General features: G+C 41.7%; 26 protein-coding genes. 20 read left to right on the plus strand and 6 right to left on the minus strand.

Going from position 1 to position 26419, the window contains the following annotated elements:
• From NTU69_01370 to NTU69_01395, 6 genes are all read right to left on the minus strand, one after another.
• Positions 1 to 195: hypothetical protein (locus NTU69_01370; GenBank protein ID MCX5802179.1), on the minus strand; the 195-nt coding region annotated here is incomplete at its 3' end.
• Between the two features lie 662 nt (positions 196 to 857).
• Positions 858 to 1304: a phosphoribosyl-AMP cyclohydrolase gene (gene hisI / locus NTU69_01375; GenBank protein ID MCX5802180.1), complete on the minus strand. Its 447-nt coding sequence runs from the start codon at positions 1302 to 1304 to the stop codon at positions 858 to 860.
• Between the two features lie 15 nt (positions 1305 to 1319).
• On the minus strand, positions 1320 to 2075 hold the full coding sequence (gene hisF / locus NTU69_01380) for an imidazole glycerol phosphate synthase subunit HisF (GenBank protein MCX5802181.1): 756 nt from the start codon (positions 2073 to 2075) through the stop codon (positions 1320 to 1322).
• Positions 2065 to 2772 (minus strand): 1-(5-phosphoribosyl)-5-[(5-phosphoribosylamino)methylideneamino] imidazole-4-carboxamide isomerase, encoded by a 708-nt coding sequence (locus NTU69_01385; GenBank protein ID MCX5802182.1) that lies wholly within the window; start codon positions 2770 to 2772, stop codon positions 2065 to 2067. Before NTU69_01385 ends, hisF begins: the two co-directional genes overlap by 11 nt.
• A 10-nt stretch (positions 2773 to 2782) precedes the next feature.
• On the minus strand, positions 2783 to 3316 hold the full coding sequence (locus tag NTU69_01390) for a hypothetical protein (GenBank protein MCX5802183.1): 534 nt from the start codon (positions 3314 to 3316) through the stop codon (positions 2783 to 2785).
• 138 nt (positions 3317 to 3454) lie between these two features.
• Entirely contained in the window at positions 3455 to 4690 is a 1236-nt protein-coding gene (locus NTU69_01395; GenBank protein MCX5802184.1) for an Nramp family divalent metal transporter, read from the minus strand.
• A 120-nt stretch (positions 4691 to 4810) separates the two neighbouring features.
• Here NTU69_01395 and mraZ point away from each other — a divergent pair, with 120 nt between their 5' ends.
• From mraZ to NTU69_01495, 20 genes are all read left to right on the plus strand, one after another.
• The gene (mraZ, locus tag NTU69_01400) at positions 4811 to 5251 is read left to right on the plus strand and encodes a division/cell wall cluster transcriptional repressor MraZ (GenBank protein ID MCX5802185.1); all 441 of its coding nucleotides are present in this window, start codon (positions 4811 to 4813) and stop codon (positions 5249 to 5251) included.
• Entirely contained in the window at positions 5251 to 6117 is an 867-nt protein-coding gene (rsmH, locus tag NTU69_01405; GenBank protein ID MCX5802186.1) for a 16S rRNA (cytosine(1402)-N(4))-methyltransferase RsmH, read from the plus strand. Before mraZ ends, rsmH begins: the two co-directional genes overlap by 1 nt.
• Before the next feature lie 12 nt (positions 6118 to 6129).
• Positions 6130 to 6432, plus strand: coding sequence for a cell division protein FtsL (locus NTU69_01410; protein MCX5802187.1), 303 nt, complete (start codon positions 6130 to 6132; stop codon positions 6430 to 6432).
• Positions 6429 to 7271 (plus strand): hypothetical protein, encoded by an 843-nt coding sequence (locus NTU69_01415; GenBank protein ID MCX5802188.1) that lies wholly within the window; start codon positions 6429 to 6431, stop codon positions 7269 to 7271. Before NTU69_01410 ends, NTU69_01415 begins: the two co-directional genes overlap by 4 nt.
• Entirely contained in the window at positions 7268 to 8722 is a 1455-nt protein-coding gene (locus tag NTU69_01420; protein MCX5802189.1) for a UDP-N-acetylmuramoyl-L-alanyl-D-glutamate--2,6-diaminopimelate ligase, read from the plus strand. The genes NTU69_01415 and NTU69_01420 overlap by 4 nt, the downstream gene beginning before the upstream one ends.
• Positions 8706 to 10064 (plus strand): UDP-N-acetylmuramoyl-tripeptide--D-alanyl-D-alanine ligase, encoded by a 1359-nt coding sequence (locus tag NTU69_01425; protein MCX5802190.1) that lies wholly within the window; start codon positions 8706 to 8708, stop codon positions 10062 to 10064. Before NTU69_01420 ends, NTU69_01425 begins: the two co-directional genes overlap by 17 nt.
• On the plus strand, positions 10065 to 11141 hold the full coding sequence (gene mraY, locus NTU69_01430; GenBank protein MCX5802191.1) for a phospho-N-acetylmuramoyl-pentapeptide-transferase: 1077 nt from the start codon (positions 10065 to 10067) through the stop codon (positions 11139 to 11141).
• Between the two features lie 125 nt (positions 11142 to 11266).
• On the plus strand, positions 11267 to 12592 hold the full coding sequence (gene murD / locus NTU69_01435; GenBank protein MCX5802192.1) for a UDP-N-acetylmuramoyl-L-alanine--D-glutamate ligase: 1326 nt from the start codon (positions 11267 to 11269) through the stop codon (positions 12590 to 12592).
• The gene (locus NTU69_01440; protein ID MCX5802193.1) at positions 12589 to 13374 is read left to right on the plus strand and encodes a hypothetical protein; all 786 of its coding nucleotides are present in this window, start codon (positions 12589 to 12591) and stop codon (positions 13372 to 13374) included. The genes murD and NTU69_01440 overlap by 4 nt, the downstream gene beginning before the upstream one ends.
• Positions 13371 to 14444: an undecaprenyldiphospho-muramoylpentapeptide beta-N-acetylglucosaminyltransferase gene (murG, locus tag NTU69_01445; protein MCX5802194.1), complete on the plus strand. Its 1074-nt coding sequence runs from the start codon at positions 13371 to 13373 to the stop codon at positions 14442 to 14444. The genes NTU69_01440 and murG overlap by 4 nt, the downstream gene beginning before the upstream one ends.
• Before the next feature lie 17 nt (positions 14445 to 14461).
• Entirely contained in the window at positions 14462 to 15838 is a 1377-nt protein-coding gene (murC, locus tag NTU69_01450; protein ID MCX5802195.1) for a UDP-N-acetylmuramate--L-alanine ligase, read from the plus strand.
• Complete coding sequence (murB, locus tag NTU69_01455; protein ID MCX5802196.1) at positions 15820 to 16716, plus strand: UDP-N-acetylmuramate dehydrogenase; 897 nt, start codon at positions 15820 to 15822, stop codon at positions 16714 to 16716. The genes murC and murB overlap by 19 nt, the downstream gene beginning before the upstream one ends.
• Complete coding sequence (locus NTU69_01460; protein ID MCX5802197.1) at positions 16709 to 17617, plus strand: D-alanine--D-alanine ligase; 909 nt, start codon at positions 16709 to 16711, stop codon at positions 17615 to 17617. Before murB ends, NTU69_01460 begins: the two co-directional genes overlap by 8 nt.
• Entirely contained in the window at positions 17614 to 18315 is a 702-nt protein-coding gene (locus tag NTU69_01465; GenBank protein ID MCX5802198.1) for an FtsQ-type POTRA domain-containing protein, read from the plus strand. The genes NTU69_01460 and NTU69_01465 overlap by 4 nt, the downstream gene beginning before the upstream one ends.
• Before the next feature lies 1 nt (position 18316).
• Positions 18317 to 19561 (plus strand): cell division protein FtsA, encoded by a 1245-nt coding sequence (ftsA, locus tag NTU69_01470; protein ID MCX5802199.1) that lies wholly within the window; start codon positions 18317 to 18319, stop codon positions 19559 to 19561.
• Positions 19562 to 19581: 20 nt separating this feature from the next.
• A complete protein-coding gene (gene ftsZ / locus NTU69_01475) occupies positions 19582 to 20730 on the plus strand; it encodes a cell division protein FtsZ (protein ID MCX5802200.1) in 1149 nt (382 codons plus the stop codon).
• A gap of 54 nt (positions 20731 to 20784) precedes the next feature.
• On the plus strand, positions 20785 to 22413 hold the full coding sequence (locus NTU69_01480) for a hypothetical protein (protein ID MCX5802201.1): 1629 nt from the start codon (positions 20785 to 20787) through the stop codon (positions 22411 to 22413).
• 361 nt (positions 22414 to 22774) lie between these two features.
• Positions 22775 to 24259: an arylsulfatase gene (locus tag NTU69_01485; protein ID MCX5802202.1), complete on the plus strand. Its 1485-nt coding sequence runs from the start codon at positions 22775 to 22777 to the stop codon at positions 24257 to 24259.
• Between the two features lie 100 nt (positions 24260 to 24359).
• Entirely contained in the window at positions 24360 to 25160 is an 801-nt protein-coding gene (locus NTU69_01490; GenBank protein MCX5802203.1) for a hypothetical protein, read from the plus strand.
• Positions 25161 to 25339: 179 nt separating this feature from the next.
• Positions 25340 to 26419 (plus strand): MBL fold metallo-hydrolase (locus NTU69_01495; GenBank protein MCX5802204.1); only part of this gene is annotated, 1080 nt, incomplete at its 3' end.

Raw genomic sequence — 26419 nt, forward strand, 5'->3', positions numbered from 1 at the left:
TTCCGCTTCGATCTCTTCTTCATCTTCGGATTCTTCACTTTCTGAATCATCCCCCAACAATTCGTCAGCAAATGACGTATCTCCGTTTTCGGTAGGCTTGATTAGGAGAACTTGATCGTCTCCCATTTTGAGTCCCCAGCCGATGTTATTAAGTGCCCGCCTCAATTCGTGAGAAGTATTTTCATCAGGGTCCATTTCTTCAGGCAAATAATCAGGGTTATCACGAAGCTATTGCTTCATCGGATAAATTTCAAGGCCACCGTCCGGTTTTTGTAAGACGATATTATGACGTTTTGGCATATCTAACTTTTCCTCTTGTTTGGGGTTTGCCCGCCTAACTTATCTTTTAACCTGATTCGATTTGCACAGCCATTACCTCAATTATCCATAGAACAATAGAACTCTCTGAAACTGTTCGCCTTCTTTCTCCTCAAGCGCTTTCCATGGAAACTCTTTTACTTCTTCTTTTTCATTCCTATTATTGCTAAGAGTAAAACTGGTAAAGCAACTAACAAAGCAACAAGCAGTTTTTCCACATTATCACCTTCTTTATCTCACCACTTCTTTTTTTCATCCGGATAACTAAGAATATTGGTAGGTCTTGAAACAACAATTCTGTCACTATGCCAGCCCCTTTTTATCCATTGTCCTCCAGCTTTATTTAAATTTCAAGCTAAAAATATCCAGTGATATCATTGAATACGGATTGAAATGTTGTATATTCGGAGGTAATGACAAATGCTATCTTAAATTAATTTCCCCTCACCTAAAATACGCTCATTTTGCCTCTTAACGGCCTTTTGCTCAACCAGACTACACGCCGTTTTTGCCCTATACTCTCCGCTCTCTGCTCTCCGCTATTTGCTGCCTTTACTGCCGTATACCTTCCTCTCATCAAAAACCTTTTTGCCTACCACCTTCCAGCCGTCTTTCCAAACCCTGTAGAAGCAACTCCAGAACCCCATATGACATGCTGCCACCCTCTGATCAACGACAAGAAGAAGTGTGTCGTTGTCACAGTCAAGATGCACCGATTTAACCTTTTGTATATGGCCTGAGGTTTCTCCTTTCAGCCATATCTTATTTCTCGACCTTGAAAAGTAATGTGCCTTTTTAGTCGTCAGCGTTAGTTCAAAGGCTTCTCTATTCATATATGCAACCATAAGCACATCCTTTGTCTTTTTGTCTTGGACAACTACTGGCACAAGCCCTCTTTCGTCCCACTTTATCTCTTCCATATCGACTCCCTTGTTGGCTTTATTAGCTGAGTGCTTAGAGCAAAGGGTGTTAACTCTACGCTCCATGCTCTTCGCTCCATGCTAAAGCCTCACCGCCACCCCTCTATCTCTCAGATACTGCTTTGCTTCAATAATTGTATGTTCTCTATAGTGGAATATAGATGCAGCAAGCACCGCATCTGCCTTTCCATCTACAAGACCTTCATAGAGATGCTCAAGTGTACCAACACCGCCTGATGCAATTACAGGGATATTCACTGTTTCCGAGATGGTCCTCGTAAGTTCTATATCATATCCCATCTTTGTCCCATCCCTGTCCATGCTTGTCAAAAGTATTTCACCTGCACCAAGCCTTTCCACCGTTGCCGCCCATTCAACAGCATTTACTCCTGTTGGCCTTCTTCCGCCATACGTATAGACCTCAAAACCATCGCCTTTTCTCTTTGCATCGATGGCAATACAGATACACTGACTGCCGAATATCTCACTTGCCTTCCTTATAAATTCCGACGATTCAATGGCAGCCGTGTTAACCGTTACCTTATCTGCACCGGCAAGAAGCATATCCCTGATATCCTTTATACTCCTTATACCACCACCCACAGTAAGGGGCATAAAAACCTCATTTGCAACCCTCTCAACCACATCTATTATCGTTCTTCTCTTTTCATGAGAGGCAGTAATATCAAGGAAACATAGCTCATCAGCCATTTCATCCTCATATATCTTTGCATTATCGACAGGGTCGCCCGCATCTCTGAGACCCACAAAATTTATACCCTTCACTACCCTGCCCTCCATTACATCAAGGCATGGGATTATTCTCTTAGTCAGCATATTTAACTGCCTCTTCTATCCTAATCAAACCTTCGTATACCGCTTTACCCAGAATTACACCCCAAACACCCATATCTTTCAGCGCCTTCACATCCTCAATGCTTGTCACTCCGCCGCTTGCGATTAAAGGGATTCTGGTCATCTCTGATAGCCTTTTCATACTTTCATAATCAGGCCCTGTGAGCATCCCGTCCCTTGTAATGCTTGTGCAGAGAATAGCCATTATGCCAATATGCGCTGATGCCTCAAGAATTTCCCCTATATCCCTGTTGATAGCAGTTTTCCACCCCCTCACCATTGGACGGCCTTCATATAAATCAAGGCCAAGTATAATATTCTTAAACTTCGAGAGACTCTGAAAAAATCCATCGTCTTCAAGGGCCGCAGTGCCAACAATTATTCCATCAATACTTAAATCACTGTAGAGCTTTATGTCCTCTTCACGCCTGATGCCCCCACCTACTTCCATATAGTCAGTGACCTTTTCTCTTATATTTTTTATAATCTCCCTGTGCACAACCTGTCCTGTTCTTGCCCCATCTAAGTCTATTATATGAAAATCCCTTGCTCCCCCCTCTATCATTTCTTTAATCTTAGAGACGGGGTCTTCACTATATACCGTTACTCTGGAAAAATCTCCTCTTACCAACCTCACACACTTACCATCCATGATATCCATAGCAAAAAGTACTTTCATTGCATGTCTTTTAATAGATATTCTCTAACAGGTAATCTAACCCTGCTTTAATCCCCTCTTCTGACAACTCGCCTGCTGTCAGCCATTTGCCCCCTCTCCTAAAAAATTTTCCTATATTCAAAACATTCTCACTTAATGCCTGCTGGGTCTCATCAAATACAAATACACGTATTACATTGTTATCTTCTATGAGATGCATATGAAAACCCACACCTGCCGGTTTTTCAGCAGCAAAATTGCCGCCTCTCCTTTCCTCAAATCTATAGATGAATACATTAATGTACCTTGCTCTTTCCTTGCCCTCCACGTATCCCACACCTTTTTCCATTAATCCTTCTTTTAGCCTGTTCATTATAATTCTCTCTGCATCCTTATGGATATTCCCGGCCTTTATGTGCCTTCCACAGTATCTACATTTGTCAGTCTTTTCCGGGTCTTCCAATCTATCAACATACACACCCAAATCCTGGGTGGCAAAACCCACATTGGTAAAAATAAGAACCATTATCCATACAAATAATAGTGTATATTTTGACACAGACATTGTGGAAACCCCCTTCAAAAATAACATACATAATTCTATAAGAAAACATAGACAAAGGAAAGGGGAAAAAGCAGTCAAAAAAAATAGTTGATGGCGAAGGGTTAAGAAGAGGTGAAAGACATAAACAGGTTATCGCCCTTACTTAAAAACATCCACGCATGTATTGAAGAGGAGAACCACATTCAAAATGATCAGAATGATGGTACCTGCGTATGTCACAATGTTCATCCACAGCGAGTTCGTAAACTTACCCATAAGTTCCTTTCTGTTTATGAGTTTCAACATAAATATCAAAACTGCAGGAAGAAGCAGGCAGTTTACTATTTGAGTAAACCACATCACCTTGATAAGTGGTAGGTTTGGTATTAAGACAATTGAGGCACCCAAGATAAGTATGGTTGTGAACAATGACATGAATTGTGGGGCTTCCTTAAAACCTTTTCCTATGCCTGTCTCCCATCCCATTGCCTCGCAGATATAGTACGTGGTGGCAAGCGGGAGGATGCAGCCGGAAAAGAGGGATGCATTGGCGAGACCGATAGCAAAAAGTATATAGGCATATCTACCAGCCAACGGCTTCAATGAAAGGGCAGCATCCTCTGCTGAGTCTATTTGAATCCCTGCTGGAAATAATGTTGCCCCACAGGCAACGATTATGAAAAATGCAACAACACCCATCATAATAGAACCGAATATTACATCTATCTTTGAAGCCCACCAGTCCTCTTCTCTTAACCCTTTCTCAACAACACCCGATTGGAGATAGAACAACTGCCAGGGCGTAATAGATGTGCCAATGATACTGACAATCATAATGAGGTAACCCTTCCCCCACTCAAAATGGGGGGTTACTGTTTTTTTCATAACCTCACCCCAATCGGGCTTCGCAAGGAAAGCAGAAACGATATAGGTAATATATACGAAACATATACCCAAAAAGATCTTTTCAAATATACTATAATTCCATTTTGTAACGAGAAACCATACAAAAAAGACTCCTATTGGAATTGAAATGTACTTACTCAACTTGAATAGTTCCATGCTTGCAGCCCATCCAGAGAATTCTGCGGTAGTATTTCCCAAATTGGTAAAGAACAGACAAACCATGACCCAGAAGGCGGTTTTGATTCCATAATTTTCTCTTATAAGATCTGCAAGCCCCTTGCGTGTTACCATCCCCATCCTGGAAGACATTTCTTGTAATATAATGAGCAGAAAGACTGTGGGGATTAAGGTCCACAACAGATTATATCCGTACCGTGCCCCTGCAATAGAATAGATAGCGATACCGCCCGCATCGTTGTCAATATTGGAGGTTATTATTGCCGGGCCAATGAGCGCAAGCAATATAAATATTTTTCTAAAGCGAAACATGACCACTTATATCACAGAAGTTTTTTGGTATCAATTTAAAATAAGAAAAAACCCTTGACAAAATATAATGTTACAAGTATATTTGGTTTAAGGTGGTAAAAGGTGTTATAAGGTGGGATAATGTTTGCTGGAAGATATGAATACGCTATAGACGATAAAAGCAGGGTGAGTATACCATCCAAGTTCAGGGAAGTGCTCTCAACAAACTATGATATGAGGCTCATACTGACAAATCTTGATAGCTGCATTGTAGGCTATCCATACCAAGAATGGGTGAATATACAGGAAAAGATATCAAACCTTGGAACATTGAAAAAAGAGGCAAGGGTATTTCTGAGATTTTTTTACTCAGGTGTTTCTGAGTGTTCCATAGACAGACTTGGAAGGATTCTCATACCACAGTCCTTAAAGGCATACGCAAATATTAAAAAGAATGTAACAATCATCGGAATGAATCGAAAAATAGAGATATGGGCACAGGAAACATGGGAAGAACTGGTTAAAACGGCAACCTCTGACATCGAACAGATGGCAAATATCGTGTCTGATCTTGGTCTTTGATGGGCATTACACATATACCTGTTCTTCTCGAAGAAGTAATGAACAATCTGGTTTGTGTTGAAAATAATCTGTTTGTGGATGCAACAATTGGTGGTGGGGGGCACTCATATTACATATTGGAGAGGTATAAAAATGTAAAGATAATCGGTATCGATGTAGACGAAGATGCTCTGAAGATTGCAGAAGAGAGGCTATACGTATTTAAAGACAGGGTTAAATTGATAAGAGGAAATTTCAGGGAGCTCAAGAAAATTTTGAACATGGCAGGGATTCCGTCTGTTGGTTGTGTGCTTTTTGATCTTGGCCTTTCGACTTACCAGCTTATGGGGAAAAGAGGTTTCAGTTTTGATGATGACAGCTTTCTTGATATGAGAATGGATAACAGAGAAAAGATTACTGCCTATGATGTTGTCAATGGATATACCTACGAAAGGTTGATAAGGATACTTGAAGAATATGGAGAAGAAAGAAAAGGTATCAAGATAGCACGAGCAATCATAGAAGAGAGAAAGCAAAAACCAATATCTACCTCAAAGGAATTAAGTAATGTTGTATTAAAAGCAAAAAGACGAAAGGGTAGACTACACCCTGCAACAAAAACCTTTCAGGCGGTGAGGATTGAGGTTAATGGGGAGCTTGAAAATGTAAGGGCAGGTATCGGGGATGCAATTGATCTACTTAGCCAGAAAGGCAGAATCGGCGTCATATCCTTCCATTCATTAGAGGACAGGATAGCAAAGAACATTTTAAAAAATTCTCCACTACTGAAGGTACTTACTAAAAAAACTATAAAACCTGACAGGGCTGAAATAAAAGAAAACCCAAGGGCAAGGAGTGCAAAACTTAGAATAGCAGAGAAAAGGTAATTGGGGGGTTCTATGGAAAGGATGTATGCTTCAGTAAAAAAAGAAGTAAGAAACAGAAGTTTCCCCTCTGTTTTACTGGTGATCCTCTGTTTTATTATCTTCATCCTTGTCTCTTTCTTCCTGAGGGGTTCGTATAATGAACTTAGAGAGGAATTAATTGGAAGATTAAAGAATGAGAAAGAAATCATAGATACCAATAACAGGTTAAAAATGGAGCTTTCTGGTATTACGCAGGCAAGGTATCTTGAGTTTAAAGCAAAAGAGAGGCTGGGGCTGAAAAAACCAAAAGAAGAAGAGGTCCTGGTATTAAGATGAATAAAAGGGCTAATAGAAGGGCCTTTTTCATCTGTACAGCAATATGCTTGATGTATGTGTCCCTGGCTCTCCGACTTCCAGAGAAATTAAATGTTAAAAGGATCTCAGATGACCAGAGAGTAACACCGAATAGCATGAATCTATCTATACCCAAATCCACACCACCTGTTAACCAGACCACACCTGATGTTACGAAAGATGAATCCTTCATTGAACCATCCTTCTTTATATCTATTCCTATAGTGTGCTCTGCAATAAAAGAGGGGCTGATAGAAAAGGATGGTTTAATTTTCATAAAGAAAGATAGTAACAATGATATAAGCTGTAAAAAACCCATCGACATACTCAAGGACAGGGACGAAGAAGGCTTAAAAAGCATTTCAAAAATAATAGGAAAAAAATACTCGCTCGATTTCCTGAAAAAAGAAGGTATTACTCACAAAAAAGAATCAGACATGGATGAAACTATACTTGGTAAGGGTTTTGTCTTAGAAAAACAAAAATTACTATCCCTCTACAATACTTATGTCCCTGAGGAATACAGCAGACTTTTTCCATTTATTGTGAGTGGGATTGGGATAGTCAGGGGCAAAAATAGCTTTGAATTCATAAATGCCAAAGATAATGCAAAAGGAAATCATGTGAGAGAAGACTCAGAGTGGTTAATGCCCAACCTATTAAATCTTCCCATGAAGTCGGCAATCGAAAAACTTACAACCCATACATCAAAGGTAAAGGTATACGGAAGTGGTAATGTAACTGAACAACACCCTAAACCCTTTGAAAGAATAAAAGGCGAGACAGAATGCGTTATATACGGGAGAACATATAAACCTTGAAGCTTGTTGATCTGATAAGCGGAATGAAAATTATTCATATAAAGGGCGATACAAATATTGAAATCAGGGGAATCACAAAGGATTCGAGAGAAGTAAAGGAAGGATTCATATTTTTCGCCACCAATAAGAGCAGTGCATACATTGAAGATGCAAAAAAAAGGGGGGCAAAGGTTATCGTTTCTGACAGGGAGTTAGATGGTGTATTTCCTTGCTCAATCATCACCGAAAACGTGGGTGCATTCCTCGGTGAAATTGCTTCAAAATTTTATGGCTTTCCATCAAAAAACCTCTATGTCATAGGTATTACAGGGACAAACGGCAAAACAACAACAAGCTATCTCATCGAGTCCATACTGAAAAATGCAGGCAGAAAGGTTGGGCTCATAGGCACCATATCATACAGGTATAATGGCCACACACTAAAGGCGGAAAATACTACACCAGGGGCGGTAGAGATCCACGGTTTGCTAAGGGATATGTACGCATCCCGTGTAGAATTTGTGGTAATGGAGGTATCATCACATGCACTTGACCAGCAAAGGGTAGAAGGTATCGAGTTTGACACAGGGATATTTACAAACCTCACCCATGACCACCTCGATTATCATGGGGATTTCGAGAGTTATAAGAAGGCAAAAAAACTTTTTTTTGACCATTACCTGAAAGAGAGTAAAAAGGAGAGAAAATATTCTATCTTAAACCTCGATGACCCGGTTACCAGAGAGTTCATTCCCGGCGCACCGATAAAAACATTTTTTTATAGCCTCCGAGATAAAACAGATGCCTATATATCTAATTACAACGAAAATATGAATGGTTTGAAACTTGAGCTTTCAGTTATGGGTAAAAAGATTTCCATACAATCGCCACTTGTAGGTATTTTTAATGCATCCAATATCCTTGCATCCTGCCTTTTCGGTTATGTAGTTAATATACCATATGAGGAGATAAAAAAAGGTGTGGAAGGGTTAGAGGGTGTTCCCGGCAGGGTAGAGAGGATAGGGAATGAAAAAGGAATTTATATTTTTGTAGATTATGCCCATACACCCGACGCATTGAATAAGGTGCTGGAAATGCTGAACCGTTTAAAGCGGGGAAAGCTTATCCTGATATTCGGATGTGGCGGTAACAGGGATACTGCAAAGAGACCCATTATGGGGAATATTGCATCCCGCCTTGCAGATTTTGCCATAATAACATCCGACAATCCAAGAAACGAAGACCCAAAAAGGATTATAGAAGATATAAAGAAGGGGTTCAATGGCAATACTTTCAAAACCATAGAGAACAGAAAAGAGGCTATTGATGAAGGAATAAAGATGGCAAGAGAGAATGATGTGCTGCTCGTTGCTGGTAAGGGCCATGAGGATTATCAGATTATAGGGGATAAGATATGTCATTTTAGTGATAGAGAAGTAATTGAGGAGTCCTTAAATGTGGCACGTGGATGAGGTGATAAGGGCAGTAAAAGGTACACCATTCAGGATTGAAAGGGATACATTTTCAGACATATCAACAGATTCACGGGGTATAGAAGAAGGAGAACTCTTTATACCGCTCATGGGCAAAACATATGATGGTCATATGTTTATAGAAGCATCGTACATAAAGTCGCACGGGGGCTCAATATGTGAGAAAAAAAGAGAAGATATATACAGAAATGCAAAGGGAACTATAATTCTTGTGGATGACACAACCAGGGCGCTTCTTGACCTCGCAAGATACAAAAGGGAACGGACAAAGGGGACATTCATAGCTATAACTGGAAGTAATGGAAAGACCACAACAAAAGAGATACTTGTGAGTATGATAAAAAATGTTTTTCCAGTCGCATATAACGAAAAGAATTACAACAACACGATAGGCGTTTCAAAAAGTATTCTCTCTATTGACGGGGAGCCAGCATTTTGTGTATTTGAACTCGGAACAAATAGCAGGGGCGAAATAAGGATGCTCGCTGAAGTAACTGAACCTGATATATCATTGATTACAAATATAAATCCTTCCCATCTTGAAGGACTTTATGACATTGAAGGTGTTCTTGAAGAGAAGCTTGATTTATTTTACCTGACCAAAGAAGGGGGGGCGGTCTTTATCAATGCCGATGACCCCTATATATTGCCTCGATATAAAGATATAAACCATGTACTTTACACCTATGGAATCGTGAATGAGGCATCATTTCGTCTTTCAATCGATCAAGACCTTGGCTGGCAAGGCTTTAATATTACCCTTAAGTTCTCTGATGATGAACTTAAAACAAGGACGAGCCTTTTAGGAAGGCACAACCTTTACAACATCCTCTCTGCATCCTCCGTTGCGTATGGTCTGAGCCTTGATAAAAGACATATTAAGGAAACAATAGAGACCTTCAACCCTTATGCAATGAGATTCAAACCGATACAGTCCAAAAAGGGATATATCGTTGTAGATGATTCATACAATGCAAACCCCTCTTCTATGGAGTGGGCAATCAATACCCTCCAGAGCCTTCCATGTAATGGGAAGAGAATTGTTATTATTGGAGACATGAAAGAATTGGGAGAAAAGACCTCATACTACCATAGAGAACTTGGAAGATTTTTAAGAGAGAGTAGCATACCGATGGTTGTAATGATTGGTGAAGATGTAAGGGAGACCTTTTATGAATTAGGAGAAGGGAGATCAAAACTATTTGAAAACAAAAAGGCGCTTATCGATTATGTAACAGCGAAGGTAAAAGAAGGGGATGTTATCCTTGTCAAAGGCTCAAGGGTGGTTAAAATGGAGGAAATAGTGGAGGCACTGGTTTAAATGCTCTATCACATTCTTTATCCACTCCATACAAAGTTTACCGTATTTAATGTATTCAGGTATATTACCTTCAGAACAGTTCTGGCTATCCTTTCCGCACTTATTATAAGTTTCTTTCTAACCCCTTACATAATAAAGAAGTTTAATGAATGGAAGATAAAAAGCGACAAAAGAGAGGATGTACCGGAGAGACATTTAGCGAAAAAAGGAACACCCACCATGGGTGGATTTGTAATTCTTATCTCCACAATTATACCTACCCTGCTGTGGGCTGATTTAAAAAACTATTACATCTGGATAGTTACATTTACCCTTCTCTCATTTGGTGGAATAGGGTTTATGGATGACATAGCAAAGTTACGGAGTGAAAATGGCAAGGGGATTTCCGGAAGAACCAAGTTTTTTCTTCAAATTTTATTCGCAGCAGTTATAAGTACACTCATATATTCGAGGTTCGGTTTCATCACAGAACTTACAATCCCTTTTTTCAAAAATATCACACCTGATCTTGGGATATTTTACATATTGCTCTGTATATTTATTATTGTTGGAACATCAAACAGCGTGAACCTTACAGATGGTCTTGATGGGCTTGCTATAGGGCCTGTACTCACTGTATGTTCAACGTTTATGCTTTTTTCCTACCTTGTTGGTAATGTAAAGTTTGCCCAGTATCTTCAGATTTTCTATGTAAAAGGTGCTGGCGAACTCACAATACTCTGCGGTGCTATATTAGGAGCAGGCATTGGTTTTCTCTGGTATAATGCGTACCCTGCAGAACTCTTTATGGGCGATACCGGCTCTCTTTCACTTGGTGCAACGCTCGCTACTATTGCAGTGATAATAAAACAGGAAGTTCTGCTTGTGATAGCAGGCGGGATATTCGTATTAGAAACTTGCTCAGTTATCATTCAGGTACTTTCATTTAAATGGAGAGGAAAAAGGGTTTTCAGAATGGCGCCGATACACCACCATTTCGAATTGAAAGGGTGGAATGAAGAAAAGATCGTAGTAAGGTTCTGGATTGTCTCTGTAATACTTGCTCTTATAGCTTTGAGTACACTAAAACTGAGGTAACATGAGAAGATGAATAACCAATTACCAATAACCAATAACCAGGAGAAATCTTATATACAACCACCAATAACTAAATGTCTGGTGCTTGGAATTTGGTTATTGGTTATTTGTGTAGACGGACGAGTATGAATATACCGGATAATGTACTTATAGTTGGGCTTGGTACAACAGGTATAGGGGTAGCAAAATTTTTAAGTAAAATGGGAAAACACATCACCATTACCGACAAGAGCAGTGAAGATGTCTTAATGCCTTCTATAAAAGCATTAAGTGGTATAGAGTTTGTGGGTCATTTTGGGGCTCATAGTAAAGACGATTTTATTAAACACCCATTAATAGTTGTAAGCCCGGGGGTTGATAGTGAGTTGCCATACCTCAAAGAAGCAAGAGAAAAGGGCGTTAAGGTGATCGGGGAAATAGAACTCGCATATACATTCATAAAAGAACCCATCATCGCAGTCACGGGGACCAACGGAAAGACAACAACAACTACACTTATCGGTGAAATATTCAAGAGGGCTTATAAAGATGTTTTTGTAGGAGGTAATATTGGTAACCCACTTATCAATTACTTGCTGGAAGGTAAAAAGGCACAATATATCGTTGCAGAAATTAGCAGTTTCCAGCTGGAAACCATAGAGACCTTCAAGCCCAATATGGTAATCCTCTTGAACATCACAGAAGACCATCTGGATAGATACAGTAGTTATGATGAATACAGGGAGGCAAAATACAGGATCTTTAAAAATCAGGAAGAAAAAGACTATGCGGCTATAAATAGGGACCTTGTTATCAGAAGGAATTTCAGGGCAAATAAAATCTACTTCTCAACCCATGAGACATTAGAAAACGGTGCCTTTTATAAAAATGGCAATATACATGTCAGATTAAAGGGAAAGGAATTTATCTATAAGAGGTCTATCTCTCCCCTTGTGGGCATCCATAATACCGAGAACATCCTTGCAGCACTCCTCGCATCACATATATACGGTGTAAAGAAAGGCCATATCGAAGAGGTTCTCAGAAGCTTTAAGGGGTTGCCGCACAGGGTTGAACCTGTCAGGGAGATAAAAGGAATACAGTTTTACAATGATTCAAAGGCTACAAATGTAGATGCAGCAAGGAGGGCCCTGGAGAGTATGGAGGCAAATGTGATTCTCATCGCCGGGGGAAGAGACAAAGGTGGGAGTTACAAGGGTATTATAGGCCTTATGGACAGAATAAAGGCCCTTGTGGTTATAGGTGAAGCGAAAGAGAAAATATTGAATGAGTTGGGCAGGTATGTGGATACATACATTGAAGAAGATTTGAATGGCGCTGTGAAAAGGGCATGGGGTCTTGCTAAAAAGGGGGATGTGGTACTTTTTTCTCCAATGTGCAGCAGTTTTGACATGTTTAAAGATTACAAGGACAGAGGAAATACCTTTAAGAAGATAGTGGAGTCATTATGAAGAAGGTTTCGATATACATGCTGGCATCCATTTTACTCTATAGTCTTTTCCGTGAGTTGAATATCGTCAAGGTTCTCTACATATGCCTTGGTCTTGCCTCCATCTACGCTATCTACCGTGTTCCATCAAGGTACATTATTGCCATGAAGTATCCTATCATACTACTTTCTTTTGCTGGAACTGCCGGTTTTTTCCTATACCCAAAGTTAAGCAGCAAATATCCAATCGAGGCAGTTATTGTATTTCTTTCTTTCTATAGCATAACATTTTACCTGATTACGATAGAAGAAAAGGGGAAGGATTTCTTTAAAGATGTGGTAGCCCTTTCACTGCTTTTTCTCTCTTCCTCCTTCAACCTTTTTATGATAGGGAAACCACTCCTTATCTTACCCATCTGCTTGAGTATAATACTTTTTCTTTTTATAGTTGGCAAAAACCGCATCATCCCCTTTATTGCAGGATATACGTTATTCATTATGGTTTTTCTTTACCATAAGGGGATTAACATTCTTGGTGCCGGGATAAGGGTCAATGATATTGACAGATACCTTTTGCTTATCTCATCTTTTGCCTTTCTTTTACTTGGCTTTATTGACTTTATGAAAAAGGATAACCTCACAAAAGTGCTATACTTTTTCGGCTTTCTATATGTTGCCATAGATATTTTAATGGTTCTTGGCATTAAACTTTCTGGAGGATTATTGTATCAACCTGTCATTTTACTCTTTATAATAAGCCCGCTTATAGGTGTAATGCTCAAAGCTGAAGGAGAACACGTATGAAACTCCTTATTTCTGCTGGCGGTACAGGCGGTCATATATTCCCCGGTATAGCTGTAGCAGAAACACTTACAGCGAAAGACAAAAATAATCAGGTTACATTCATTGGTACAGCATATGGGCTTGAAAGCAAAATAATCCCTCAACATGGATTCAAACTTTTATATATAGAGGCGCATCAATTTTTGGGCAAAACATTTATCCATAAGTTAGCTACGCTCGTGCGTCTTTTACAGGGTATCTATATGTCCATAAGTATAATAGGAAAGGAAAAACCTGATGCAATCCTCGGTATGGGTGGTTTTACATCCGTGCCGATTATACTTGCCGGTACTATCCTTGGTGTACCGAGCTTCATACATGAACAGAATGTCCAGCCCGGGCTGGCAAACAAACTACTTTCCAGATTTGCTGCCTCAACATTTGTAAGCTTTGATGCAACAAGGGATTATCTCAAAAAAGGGAAGGTGTACCATACGGGCAATCCCTTGAGAAAAACATTAAAGGTATCACAAGACAAGAAGCCGGAAGGAAGCTTTGTGATATTCATATTTGGAGGTAGCAGGGGAGCAAAAAGCATCAATGAATCGATACTGACCTTACTCCCATATATGGAAAGCTACAAGAACACCATTATGTATCACCAAACAGGCACGGAGGACTACAATCACATAAAAGAGGCATACGGAAAGACTAATATGAAATACGAGGTGTTTCCTTTCACAAACGAGATGGAAAAATACTACACCCTTTCTGATATTGTGATATCAAGGGCTGGTGCTACTACAATCTTCGAGCTTGCATACTTCAAAAAAGCCGCAATACTTATCCCTTATCCCTTTTCAGCGGGCGGGCATCAATGGAAAAATGCAAGCCTAATAGAAACTATAGGCGGTGGCTATGTTATCGGAAACGATGAAGCAACAGGCGAAAGGCTTTATGGCGTCTTAAAACATCTCATTAATGAGCCTCAACTATTAAAGGAGATGGGTGAAAATATAGGGAAACTTTATATTGATGACGCAGCAGAACGGATTATTGGACATATATATGAACAGGCAAAAAAGTATTAGGATTCGTGAGGTGTTAGTTGGTCTTTCATAAGATAGACAGGGTTCATTTTGTCGGTATTGGCGGAATCGGGATGAGCGGTATTGCAGAGGTTCTTTTGAACCTTGGTTTCAAGATTACAGGTTCAGATTTAAGAAAGACAGAGACTACAGAGAGGCTTGAGCAATTAGGGGCACAGATATTCTACGGCCATCGAGAAGAAAACGTACACTATGTTGATGTAGTGGTGGTTTCATCGGCCGTAAAATCTGACAATCCAGAGGTACAAAAAGCCAGAGAGTTTTTTATCCCTGTAATACAGAGGGCAGAGATGCTTGCTGAGCTGATGAGGATAAAATACAGTGTTGCTGTAGCGGGTGCCCACGGGAAAACAACAACCACATCGCTAATCTCCTCAGTTCTTGGGCAGGCAGGTATTGATCCAACCTGTGTTATAGGAGGGAAATTAAACAGCCTCGGGAGTAATGCAAAGCTCGGGAGCAGTAAGTTTCTTGTAGCAGAAGCGGATGAAAGTGATGGAACATTCCTGCTCCTTTTCCCCACCATTGCCGTTGTGACAAACATAGACCTTGAGCACCTTGATTTCTACAAGGATATACACGAAATAAAAAATGCCTTTTTAACATTCCTCAACAAGGTTCCTTTTTATGGGCTTGATATTATATGCATTGATAATTCGAATATTCAGAGCCTCATCCCTCAATTAAAGAGAAGATACATGACCTATGGCCTTTCAAAGCAGGCAGATTTAAGGGCAGAAAACATCAACTACAAAGGTGTTAAAACATCGTTTAAGGTCATCTACAAGGGTGAGGATTTAGGCGATATAGATTTATCCCTTCCCGGTATTCACAATGTAGTGAATGCCCTTGCGGCATGTGGTGTTGGAATAGAACTCGACATACCTTTTGAGACAATTAAAGAAGCCCTTAAGGGTTTTTCAGGCATACAGAGAAGGCTGGAGATAAAATGGGATGGTAGTATCAAGCTGATAGATGATTATGGTCATCACCCCACAGAGATAAGGGCAACCCTATTGGCCATAAGAAAGATGTGGAAGGGAAGAATAGTAGTAGTTTTTCAGCCCCACAGATACACAAGGACAAAGGCGCTGATGCACGAGTTTGTAACCTCTTTTAATGAGGCTGATGTACTTATTGTGACAGAGATATACCCCGCCTCTGAGGAAAAAATAGAAGGGGTTACAGGAAAGGTACTTTCAGAAAAGATTCGGGCAAGTGGACATAAAAATGTGATGTTTGCCCTGACAAAAGAGGATGCAGCAGATAAGGTGCTTAAACTCGCTAAAAGCGGTGACGTGGTTATTACACTGGGCGCAGGCGATATATACAAGATCGGTGAGAGGCTAAAATCTATATGGAGTGGAAAGGAATAAGAGGAGCAGTATTGAAGGATGTTCCGATGAGAAGATACACCTCGATGAAGGTCGGCGGTCCTGTAAAATATCTTGTATACCCTCTAAATGAAGGGGATTTAATAAACGTATTAAGGCTTCTCAAAGAACGGGGCATCAAATATAGATTCGTTGGGAATGGGACCAATATCATTGTGAACGATAAAGGCATCAATGAAGCACTCATCAGGATTACAAGGATAAAATATATGCGCCATAAGAAGACTAAAAACGGGACACTGGTTGAGACTTCTGGAGGGACATCATTAAAAGGATTTATAAAGGATATTGCACAACGTGGGCTTTCTGGTCTTGAAAAGCTATTCTGGATACCGGGTACAATCGGTGGCGCTTTGAAAATGAATGCCGGAAGCTTTGGTTCATCCATAACAGATGTATTGGAGAACATACGCATTGTGGATGCTGAGGGAAAAATAACATCCATCGCGAAAAAAGACATGGCCTTTGGGTATAGAACCTCACCTATAAAGGTATCAGAGTGTGTGTTGGGCGCCCAGTTTCATTTAAAAGATAGAGATAAGAGGGAAATTTATGAGGACATGGAGTACGTGTATGCCGAGAGGAAGAAAAGGCATCCCATGGAGTTTCCCTCTTCCGGCTCTATATTTAAAGGAGTTGAGGGGAAACCAGCATGGAAGTTTATTGAAAAGACAGGACTAAAAGGTTTCAGGTACGGCGACGCATGCGTATCCGAGAAACATGCAAATTTTATCGTGAACCTCGGGTCCGCAACGGCAAAGGATATCAAGATGCTGATAGATAAGATTAAAAAGGAGGTTTACGAAAGGGAAGGGGTTTTATTAAAAGAAGAGGTAGAGCTCTGGGGGTTTAATGGATAAAGGAAGGATGAAAAAAAGGAAGATAGGGGTACTTTTGGGAGGAAAATCATCCGAGAGGGAAATCTCTATAAAAAGTGGAAACGCTATTCTCCAGAGTTTATTAAGAAGCGGTTATCATGCGATTGGCATAGATGTGAATAATGATCTAACAGAAAGATTGAAAAGGAAGGGTATAGAGGTTGCATTCATCGCTTTGCATGGAAAATGGGGAGAGGACGGGACAGTCCAGGGACTTCTCGAGATTATGGGTATTCCTTATACAGGCTCAGGTGTCCTCGGTTCTTCTCTCTCTATGGACAAGGCTATTATGAAACTACTCTTTACAGGTATGGGTATTCCAACCCCGGCCTATACCATTCTTGCCGATGAAAGGGAGCTCACATTCCCCATACCTTTTGTTGTCAAACCAGCCAATGAAGGTTCTACCATTGGCACATCAATTGTGAGAAAGGAAAAAGAGAAAGATGATGCAATCAAAACTGCCCTCAAATATGACAGAAAACTTTTAATCGAACGATATATCAAAGGCAGGGAAATCACTGTTGGTATAGTGAACAATATTGTGCTTCCTATAATCGAGGTCAGGCCTTCAAAAGGATTCTACGACTTTGAAGCAAAATACACAAAAGGGATGACAGAGTATATCGTTCCGGCAAAAATAAACAAAAAAATAGAAAGAAGGGCAAAAGACATAGCCTTGGGGGTATATAAAGCCTTTGAGCTTTCGGGGTGTGTGAGGATTGATATGCTTATGGAGAAAGATATGCCACAGGTAATAGATATTAACACATCTCCCGGGATGACGGAAACATCCCTTGTGCCAAAGGCATGGGGGCATATGGGAAAAACCTTTGATGAACTTATTGAAGAAATTCTTAAGGGGGCTTCGTTAAAAACATGAAAAAGACTCTGTATGTGTTCTTTATAGTGCCTGTCTGTATATTATCAATGCTGACAATTATCTATATACTTTCAAGGGATGAACCGCTCTTTTTCTTAAAAAACATTAAGATAAATGGTGCGAATCAGTTGAAGGACGTTGATATAATGGGCAGGATATCCCCCTTTCTGAAGGAAAGCATGTTTAAGATAGATACCTCCAAGATGAAGGAGGCCATTATATCCCATCCCTTTGTGAAAGAAGTAAGGATAAAAAGGGTGTATCCCTTTTCAATAGTTATAGATGTAAAAGAAAAAAGACCATCTGCCTTATGGGTAAATAATACGGGGGATGTTTTTGTCCTCGACGAATATGGTGAACCATACAGGGGGATCACAAAAGGGGATACAAAAGGGATGTTTATTATCAATGCAAAGGAAAAAGGGGATGTAAAAAGTATTTACAGAGAGATCAGCGGCTGGTGTATGGAAGGGATTATAAAAAAGGATGTCCTGTCAGAGGTAGCATACAGCGAGGGCAATATCACAATATTCGATAGTGATGATGGGGTGGAAATAATACTCGGGAAGGAAGATCAAAAGAAAAGATTGAAAAGGGCTATTGCTGTTCTGGAAGACGCAAAAAAGAGAGGGTTTTTGATAAAGTGCATAGATGCAAGGTTTGAAAAAGGGGCCATTATCCAGGAAAGGAAGGGTTAATATGCTGAGAGAAGATGAGCTTCTTATCGGTCTTGATGTAGGAACTACAAAGATATGTGTTGTTGTGGCGAGATTTACAGAGGGTAAGGTGAATATAGTTGGAATAGGTTCTCATCCTTCTACAGGACTCCGGAAAGGTGTTGTGGTAAATATGGACAGCACCGTGAATTCAATAAAAAAGGCCGTTGAAGAGGCAGAGTTAATGGCTGGCATAAAGATTGACTCCTGTTTGGCGGGTATTGGAGGGGCCCATATCAAGAGTTTTAACAGTAACGGTGTTGTGGCCATTAAAGATAAAGAAGTAAGAACGGACGATATCACGAGGGCAATAGATGCAGCGAAGGCAGTGGCAATACCAGCAGATAGAGAACTCATTCATGTTATCCCCCAGGAATTCATCGTAGATGACCAGGATGGGATAAAAGATCCGATAGGGATTACGGGTGTCAGGCTTGAAGTAAAGGTCCACATTGTTACAGGGAGTGTCTCCTCTGCACAGAATATCATAAAGTGCTGCAGGCTCGCAGGTCTATCGGTAGATGATATCATACTCGGGCAGCTTGCATCCTCTGAAGCAACATTAACACCTGAAGAAAAAGAGATCGGGGTTGCCCTTGTTGATATAGGCGGTGGTACAAGTGATATTGCTGTGTTCTCAAATGGGAGCATAAAATATACATCAGTTCTACCCTTTGGAGGAAACAACATTACAAATGATATTGGAATAGGCTTAAGGACTCCCCTTAATGATGCGGAAAAGATAAAGAAAAAATATGGTTGTGCCTTTTCAAATATGGTAGGCGCAAATGAAACCATTGAAGTGCCAAGCGTTGGGGGAAGGAAACCAAGGACATTGATGCGCAAAACCCTCGCAGATATCATAGAACCGAGGGTCGAAGAAATATCATCATTAATTTATGAAGAGATTAAAAAATCTGGATCTGAAAAATTACTTGCCTCAGGGGTAGTTATCACTGGGGGGTGTGCAAATCTTGAAGGCATCCCGGAGCTTTCTGAAAACATCTTTAATCTTCCTGCAAGGAGGGGTTACCCGATAGGCGTTGGCGGCCTTGTCGATGTGGTGAACAATCCTATATATGCAACCGGGGTTGGGCTTATCCTCTACGGTTTTAAAAACACCAACGTGAAGCGGCGGAGGTTTGGAAAAGGAGGCACATTTAAGACATTACTCAACAGGACAAAATTACTCAACAGGATGAGGGAATGGTTTAAAGAAATCTTTTAAGGAGGTGCGAGGTGAACAAAGTGTTTTATATGGATGAGACTAACGGTTTTTCAGCAAAATTAAAGGTTATAGGTGTCGGAGGGGGTGGATGTAACGCACTAAACAATATGGTAGAGGCAAACGTTCAGGGGGTTGAGTTCATTGCAGTAAATACGGACGTCAAGTCCCTGAATATGTGCAGGGCCCCTATTAAGATACAGATAGGTTCAAAACTCACCCGTGGTTTAGGGGCTGGCGCTGACCCTGAGGTTGGAAAAAAGGCAGCACTTGAGGATGTGGATAAAATTAAAGACCATCTGCAAGGTGCAGATATGGTCTTTATCACCTGTGGCCTTGGAGGTGGAACCGGTACAGGCGCCTCCCCGGTTATCGCAGAGATATCAAAGGAATTAGGGGCATTAACCGTAGCAATTGCAACAAAACCCTTTGCTTTTGAGGGGAAGAACAGGATGCTGGTGGCTGAAAATGGGGTTTCACAACTCAAAACACGTGTAGATTCTCTCATAACAATTCCCAACCAGAGGCTTTTGTCTATTAGTGGTAAACATATGACTATCCTGGAAGCCTTTCTCAAGGCAGACGAAGTGCTCCTTAATGCGGTGAGGAGCATATCTGACCTGATAGTGGGTTCTGGCCATGTAGTCGTGGACTTTGCAGATGTAAAATCTATTATGAGTGAAAGGGGCATGGCTATCATGGGTGTTGGTGTATCTTCAGGAGAAAACAGGGCAAGGGATGCAGCTCAAAAGGCTATATCCAGCCCACTGCTTGAGGATATATCGATACACGGGGCAAGGGGGGTATTGATAAATGTAACAGGACATCGAGATATGAAACTCCATGAAGTGCATGAAGCTTCAACCCTGATTCAGGAACAGGCACATGAAGACGCAAGGGTAATATGGGGACTTGTTTTTGATGATAATATGCAGGATTCCATCAGGATAACGGTAATCGCTACAGGGTTTGAAGAAAAGGTTCAATTAGAGGAAGGACAACATATTGGGCCCGATATAAAGGACAGGCTTTTTGCAGAGGGCGATATACCTCCATTTATGAGAAAAAAGATTACAATCGATTATAAAGAGATAAAATCAAAAAGTGATAATATTGATATTGATGATGATAGATATGACATTCCAACCTTTTTGCGAAAACAGGCGGACTAAAGGCAGTGAATAGTTGATAGTATATAGTATATAGCAATAAATGAAGAGCAACTTGTGATTCAGAAAAAACAACAAAAGGGGTTGGGAGGAAAGGAAACACTTTCCCTTGAAAAAGGTACGATAGTTAAAAAATGGCGTGGTAAGGTCCCTGTAGGTATTGTCTATCCCAACACATACTATGTAGGGATGTCCAATCTTGCAACCCACATCCTTTACAAAACATTAAACAGCATACCTGAGGTCGTGTGTGAGAGGTTTTTTCTTGAAGGGGGTGGTGAGTGCCTTTCTGTTGAGAGTAAGAGACCGCTTTCGTCATTTGAGATTATCTTTTTTACGATATCTTTTGAGCTTGATTATATAAATATTCCATGGCTTTTACGTCTTTCTCACATAAAAATTTTTCCAGAAGAGCGGAAGGAAGGAGGGCCGATTATTGTTGCCGGCGGTATATGCGTTATGGCAAATCCAGAACCCATATCCAGCTTCTTTGACCTTTTTTTAATGGGGGATATTGAGGCAACAGTTCCCCATTTCATGGAAAAATATTTAGAGATTAGAGAAAAAGGAAGAGACGAGATTATAGACGGGCTAAGCTCCTTTGACTGGGTTTATAATCCGGATAGATTAAAGGTTGGGTACAGGGAAGACGGGGTTTTAGATACCCTTACACCCCGCAATTTCAAGGTAAAGATAAGTAGTTACAGAGGAAAAGGCCTTGGCATATCCTCTATTATCACAGAGAAGACTGAGTTTTCTAATATGTTTCTTATTGAAGGGACAAGGGGCTGCCCGTCGAGATGTCCCTTTTGCCTTCTGGGAAATACTTATCGTTTTACCTATGACAGGATATCCATACCAGGGATAGACACAAAGGACATCGGTATTATTGGTGGGGGTGTTTCGTACCACCCCCATATAGTTGAAATATTAAAGGAACTCAAAGAGCAAAAAAAGAACATCCATCTCCCATCCTTAAGGATAGATAAGGTTCCCTTTCAAGTTATAGAGCTTATCAAGGATGAGGTAAAGACGCTGACCTTTGGCATTGAGGCAGGTACCGAAAGGCTGAGAAGGTTTATTGGCAAGCCCTTAAAAGATGTAGAGATTTATGAAAAGATAGAGGCCATACTCGATATAAAAGCCTTTAATTTAAAGCTCTACTTCATGATCGGCCTATATGGAGAGCAATTGGAAGATGTAGACAGCATAGTAGAACTTGTAAAGCATATAAAACACATAATGGTAAAAAGAGGGGCAAAAAGAGGTGTTGTCGGCAGCATCACAGTCCATGCAAGTCCATTTGTTCCAAAACCCTCAACCCCATTCCAGTGGCTTCCCATGGATGATATGGCTTCGCTGAAAGACAAGATTGGGAGGTTGAAGAAGGCATTTGGAAAGGTCGATAATACATATTTTACCCACGAGTCGGTCAAGTACAGTTTCATACAGGGTATATTTGCCCGTGGTGATAGGCGTATAAGCGACAGCATCATGCGATTTACCTCTGGAGACAGTTTCAGTAAAGTGTTCAGGGAAAGCCCGCTAAACCTTAATTTTTACACATTACGGGAGCGGCCGAAGGATGAGCTCTTCCCCTGGGATTTCATTGAGGGAATAACAAGTAAAACAAAACTCTACAACAGACTCACCGCTTCACGGTCTTCAGTCAATAAACGCATATAGTTAAAATAGTATAAGAAGAATACCACAAAATCATTGCCCACTGGACCGGACACCTTTGAATCGGGTATTACCTTCTTTACTCCTCGCCTTCTGTTTTTATACAATGCTACACAGTTACAACCAGCATTCAATAATTCCAATAATTCTTATAATATTTTTACTTGCAAAATAATTAATCTTGTGTAAAATCAATTAAGATGAGGGGTATGGAGGTAATAAACAAAAGTTTTGACTCAAGACCTTACTACCCCATTAAGTCTTTTCCGAACAAAGCAACATGTGGATTAAAACAGGGCACCGGTGACTTGCTGATATGTGTTTAGTTATAGTGTGTTATGTGTTAGAAAAGGAGAGGTGAACTATGAAAAACTCATATGTTCTGGGGATTATAAACGCGATAGCTGTGGTTGTAATATCAATATTTGCATTTGTAATGCCTGCTGTTGGTCAAGAAAAGAAACCAAATATCGTCTTAATGCTTGCCGACAACGTTGGCTATGGCGACCTCGGATCGTACGGTGGCGGCGAGATACGCGGCGCACCGACTCCACGTCTTGATGAACTTGCAATCGGAGGGATGCGCTTTACCCATTTTCTGGTAGAACCAGCTTGTACGCCTTCACGAGCGGCACTCATGACTGGACGATACTCAATCCGTGCCGGACTATCACTGGTTGCCGTAGCGGGCACGCCAAACACACTGTCTTCCAAGGAAGTGACCATGGCGAAGATGTTTAAAGAGACTGGTTACAGCACAGCCATGTTAGGCAAGTGGCACCTTGGTATAGATGAGCAGAGTCTTCCACAGAACCAGGGGTTTGACGAGTTTTGGGGTTTCCTGGATAGTACCGATGACACCCTGATCTGGCCCGGAATGAAGATGACGCATAACGTTATCATGCCTGAGTCGGAGCAGCCGCAAATCCTGCAAGCCAACGCCGGGGAAAAACTGAAAAAGATTAAACCATATACTCTTGAGGAGCGCCGCACCATCGACCTGGAGATGGCTGACAGGGCAGTAAATTACATCAAAGCCCATGCTGGTGCTGACAAGCCGTTTTTCCTCTATATTGCATGGTCACGGGTCCACTACCCGAATTTTCCTTCGAAAGGGTTTGAAGGCAAGTCACGGGTTGGAAATTACGGCGACAGCCTGATGGAGTTAGATTATAATGTGGGAAGGGTGCTGGATGCTGTTAAAGAAAAAGGCATTAAGGATAATACGATCGTGGTGTTCTGCAGCGACAATGGTCCGGAAAGGGAAGTTGTCTGGACGCTCGGCGGAATGATGGGTGACGGTGGCTTATCCGGTCCCTTCCGCGGAGAGCTCGGCGATCCCTGGGAAGGTTCCGTCAGAACAGTGGGAATGATCAAGTGGCCGGGTAAGATTAAGCCACGCGCTTCAAACGAGATGTTTTCTATTATGGATTTCTTCCCGACCTTGGCTACATTTGCCGGGGCAAAGGTACCGACCGACCGCCCCATCGATGGCATTGATCAATCCGCTTACCTGCTTGGCAAACAGAAGAAAGGGAACAGGCAGAGTCTAATTACCTTCGTTGGTGACCAGATTGTTGCGGTGCGCTGGAGACAGTTCAGTGTCTATATGGTCGATACAATTTCAACTGGATCCGGTCCGGGCCGGCTGGGCGGTGTGGGTGGAGCTGCCACCCCCATGAACGGCTATCCTGCGATTTACAATATAGAACTTGATCCACGGGAAGAGCACAACCTTAGTGCGATGTTCGGATGGCTGGGAATTCCTGTAGGGAAGGTTATCATGGATTACAAAGCAACTCTGCAGAAATATCCCAATCCACCAGCACCGAACCTGACGAAGTGGTAGTGGTAATGGAGGTGTGTGACAAAATGATGTCATATAAAATATCGGTAAAAGGATATTTTGCAGGATAATAGAAATTTCAAAATAATGGGGAGGTACGAAGATGAGCAGTATACGTAGATTGGCAGTGATAGGGGTAGCAGTAGTGCTGGTGTTTCTTCTCTTCAGTATTCCGGCACATGCCACGAATGGGACTGGTGGTGACTGGGAATTCGATGTTATTCCCTATATGTGGTTTATGGCCATGGATGGCAACGTGAATGTGAGGGGACAACGAGCATCGGTGCATGAGAGTATGAGCGATGTTATTAAGGAAACCGATTTCGCTGCCATGGTTCACCTTGAGGCCAGAAAGGGCAGGTGGGGATTCTTTATTGACCCGATGTACTCCTATTTCACATCTGATGGAAGCGTAGGTCCTGTTGATGTCAAGGTAAAAACCGACTGGTGGCTCGTAGGTCTTGGGGGCTTCTATCGGCTTACCGAGTGGCAAGGCGGGGGAGAGGCGAATCAGCAAGGCTTCCTTGATGTAATTTTAGGCGGGAGATACTGGTCGGTGGATAACAAAATTGATGTAGACGTACCCATGATGGGTGTGGTTAGTGTCAAGAAGAGTACGGATTGGGTAGACCCATTCGTTGGTTTACGTCTCAGGGCATATCTTACTAAGAAATTTTTTATTGACGCGAGAGGTGATATCGGAGGAGCTAATGCTTTTGGCAATTCGTCCTACTTTACGTGGAATGCACATGCTGGAGTTGGATGCCACCTATCGAAAAACACGGCCCTGTGGGCTGGATATCGCGCCTTATATGTTAACCGGGCTAACGGGTATGGCGACAACCGGTTCAGCTGGAATGCCACCCTATATGGACCGCTCTTTGCAGTTGGTTTCAGGTTCTAAGATTATTTCTGGCATAGTGAAAAGGAACCGACAGAGACAATAAAAAAATTCAGGCCTTACCCGCTCTCTACTTTTTCACAAAGTGGGGCGGACGAATCAAACGATAAACAGAAAAAGGAGGAAATCAAACCATGAAGCGAGTACCAATGATGAAATCACGTTATATATTTTTTTGCCTGATGCTTGCAATATGCATGGCCATGGCGACCATCGTATGGGCCCAGGGCAAGGAAGCCACCGAAGCGACGAAAAAGGCAAACACCAGTGTTCTGAATATACTCCCGTTCAGTAATAAGGAGGATTTCGATGATGCTCAGCGCGGTTTCATCGCCACGCTGCCGGGTGCGGTGATTCGTGACACGAAGGGTAACCTCGTATGGAACATGGATCAATATTCCTTCCTTAACCGGGATGATATGGCACCTGATACCGTGAATCCCAGCCTGTGGCGTCAGGGCAGGCTTAACAACTTTCACGGCCTGTTCAAGGTTACTGACCGCATCTACCAGGTACGGGGATATGACCTCTCCAATATCAGCTTTATTGTGGGGGATACGGGCTACATCGCCATTGACCCGCTCGTCTCTGCCGAGACTGCAAAAGCAGCCCTCGAACTGCTATACAAGTACGTGGGTAAAAAACCGGTTATGGCGGTCATTTATACCCATAGCCATGTGGACCACTGGGCTGGTGTGAAAGGGATTGTGTCTGAGGAAGACGTCAAGGCCGGGAAGGTCAAGATTATTGCGTCCCAAGGTTTTCTTGAGCACGCGATAAGCGAAAACATCATGGCGGGAAATGCCATGGGCCGCCGCGCCCAATATATGTACGGCAACTTGTTACCCAAAGGACCCAAGGGACAGGTGGACGCCGGCCTTGGCAAGACGGTATCGACCGGCTCCATCACAATGATTGCCCCAACCGACATTATCCGTAAGACGGGTGAAGAAAGGACTATTGACGGTGTCAGGATTATCTTCCAGTACACGCCAGGTACGGAAGCACCGACGGAGATGAATTTCTACTTCCCGCAGTTCAGGGCCCTTTGCATGGCAGAGAACTGCAGTCACACCTTGCATAATCTCTATACATTAAGGGGTGCACAGGTGCGCGATGCGAAAGCCTGGAGCTATTTTCTGAACGAGGCTATCGAGCTTTTCGGCGACAAGTCAGACGTGGTTTTCATCAGTCATCACTGGCCTCAGTGGGGGAAGGAGAATATCAACGCCTGGCTCAAGAAACAGGCAGACATTTACAAG

The sequence above is a fragment of the Pseudomonadota bacterium genome (genome assembly GCA_026388215.1).
In the GTDB taxonomy this organism is placed as follows: Bacteria; Desulfobacterota; Syntrophorhabdia; order Syntrophorhabdales; family Syntrophorhabdaceae; genus JAPLKF01.

What these genes read in the sequence shown, in the direction of transcription:
- ftsA (MCX5802199.1), top strand. Translation starts at nt 18,317, where the DNA reads ATGCTGAGAGAAGATGAGCTTCTTATCGGTCTTGATGTAGGAACTACA.
- rsmH (MCX5802186.1), top strand. Translation starts at nt 5,251, where the DNA reads ATGGGCATTACACATATACCTGTTCTTCTCGAAGAAGTAATGAACAAT.
- NTU69_01390 (MCX5802183.1), bottom strand. Translation starts at nt 3,316, where the DNA reads ATGTCTGTGTCAAAATATACACTATTATTTGTATGGATAATGGTTCTT.
- murG (MCX5802194.1), top strand. Translation starts at nt 13,371, where the DNA reads ATGAAACTCCTTATTTCTGCTGGCGGTACAGGCGGTCATATATTCCCC.
- NTU69_01440 (MCX5802193.1), top strand. Translation starts at nt 12,589, where the DNA reads ATGAAGAAGGTTTCGATATACATGCTGGCATCCATTTTACTCTATAGT.
- NTU69_01485 (MCX5802202.1), top strand. Translation starts at nt 22,775, where the DNA reads ATGAAAAACTCATATGTTCTGGGGATTATAAACGCGATAGCTGTGGTT.
- NTU69_01425 (MCX5802190.1), top strand. Translation starts at nt 8,706, where the DNA reads ATGTGGCACGTGGATGAGGTGATAAGGGCAGTAAAAGGTACACCATTC.
- hisF (MCX5802181.1), bottom strand. Translation starts at nt 2,075, where the DNA reads ATGCTGACTAAGAGAATAATCCCATGCCTTGATGTAATGGAGGGCAGG.
- murD (MCX5802192.1), top strand. Translation starts at nt 11,267, where the DNA reads ATGAATATACCGGATAATGTACTTATAGTTGGGCTTGGTACAACAGGT.
- hisI (MCX5802180.1), bottom strand. Translation starts at nt 1,304, where the DNA reads ATGGAGCGTAGAGTTAACACCCTTTGCTCTAAGCACTCAGCTAATAAA.
- NTU69_01415 (MCX5802188.1), top strand. Translation starts at nt 6,429, where the DNA reads ATGAATAAAAGGGCTAATAGAAGGGCCTTTTTCATCTGTACAGCAATA.
- NTU69_01410 (MCX5802187.1), top strand. Translation starts at nt 6,130, where the DNA reads ATGGAAAGGATGTATGCTTCAGTAAAAAAAGAAGTAAGAAACAGAAGT.
- NTU69_01460 (MCX5802197.1), top strand. Translation starts at nt 16,709, where the DNA reads ATGGATAAAGGAAGGATGAAAAAAAGGAAGATAGGGGTACTTTTGGGA.
- NTU69_01490 (MCX5802203.1), top strand. Translation starts at nt 24,360, where the DNA reads ATGAGCAGTATACGTAGATTGGCAGTGATAGGGGTAGCAGTAGTGCTG.
- murB (MCX5802196.1), top strand. Translation starts at nt 15,820, where the DNA reads ATGGAGTGGAAAGGAATAAGAGGAGCAGTATTGAAGGATGTTCCGATG.
- NTU69_01465 (MCX5802198.1), top strand. Translation starts at nt 17,614, where the DNA reads ATGAAAAAGACTCTGTATGTGTTCTTTATAGTGCCTGTCTGTATATTA.
- NTU69_01395 (MCX5802184.1), bottom strand. Translation starts at nt 4,690, where the DNA reads ATGTTTCGCTTTAGAAAAATATTTATATTGCTTGCGCTCATTGGCCCG.
- NTU69_01385 (MCX5802182.1), bottom strand. Translation starts at nt 2,772, where the DNA reads ATGAAAGTACTTTTTGCTATGGATATCATGGATGGTAAGTGTGTGAGG.
- mraZ (MCX5802185.1), top strand. Translation starts at nt 4,811, where the DNA reads ATGTTTGCTGGAAGATATGAATACGCTATAGACGATAAAAGCAGGGTG.
- mraY (MCX5802191.1), top strand. Translation starts at nt 10,065, where the DNA reads ATGCTCTATCACATTCTTTATCCACTCCATACAAAGTTTACCGTATTT.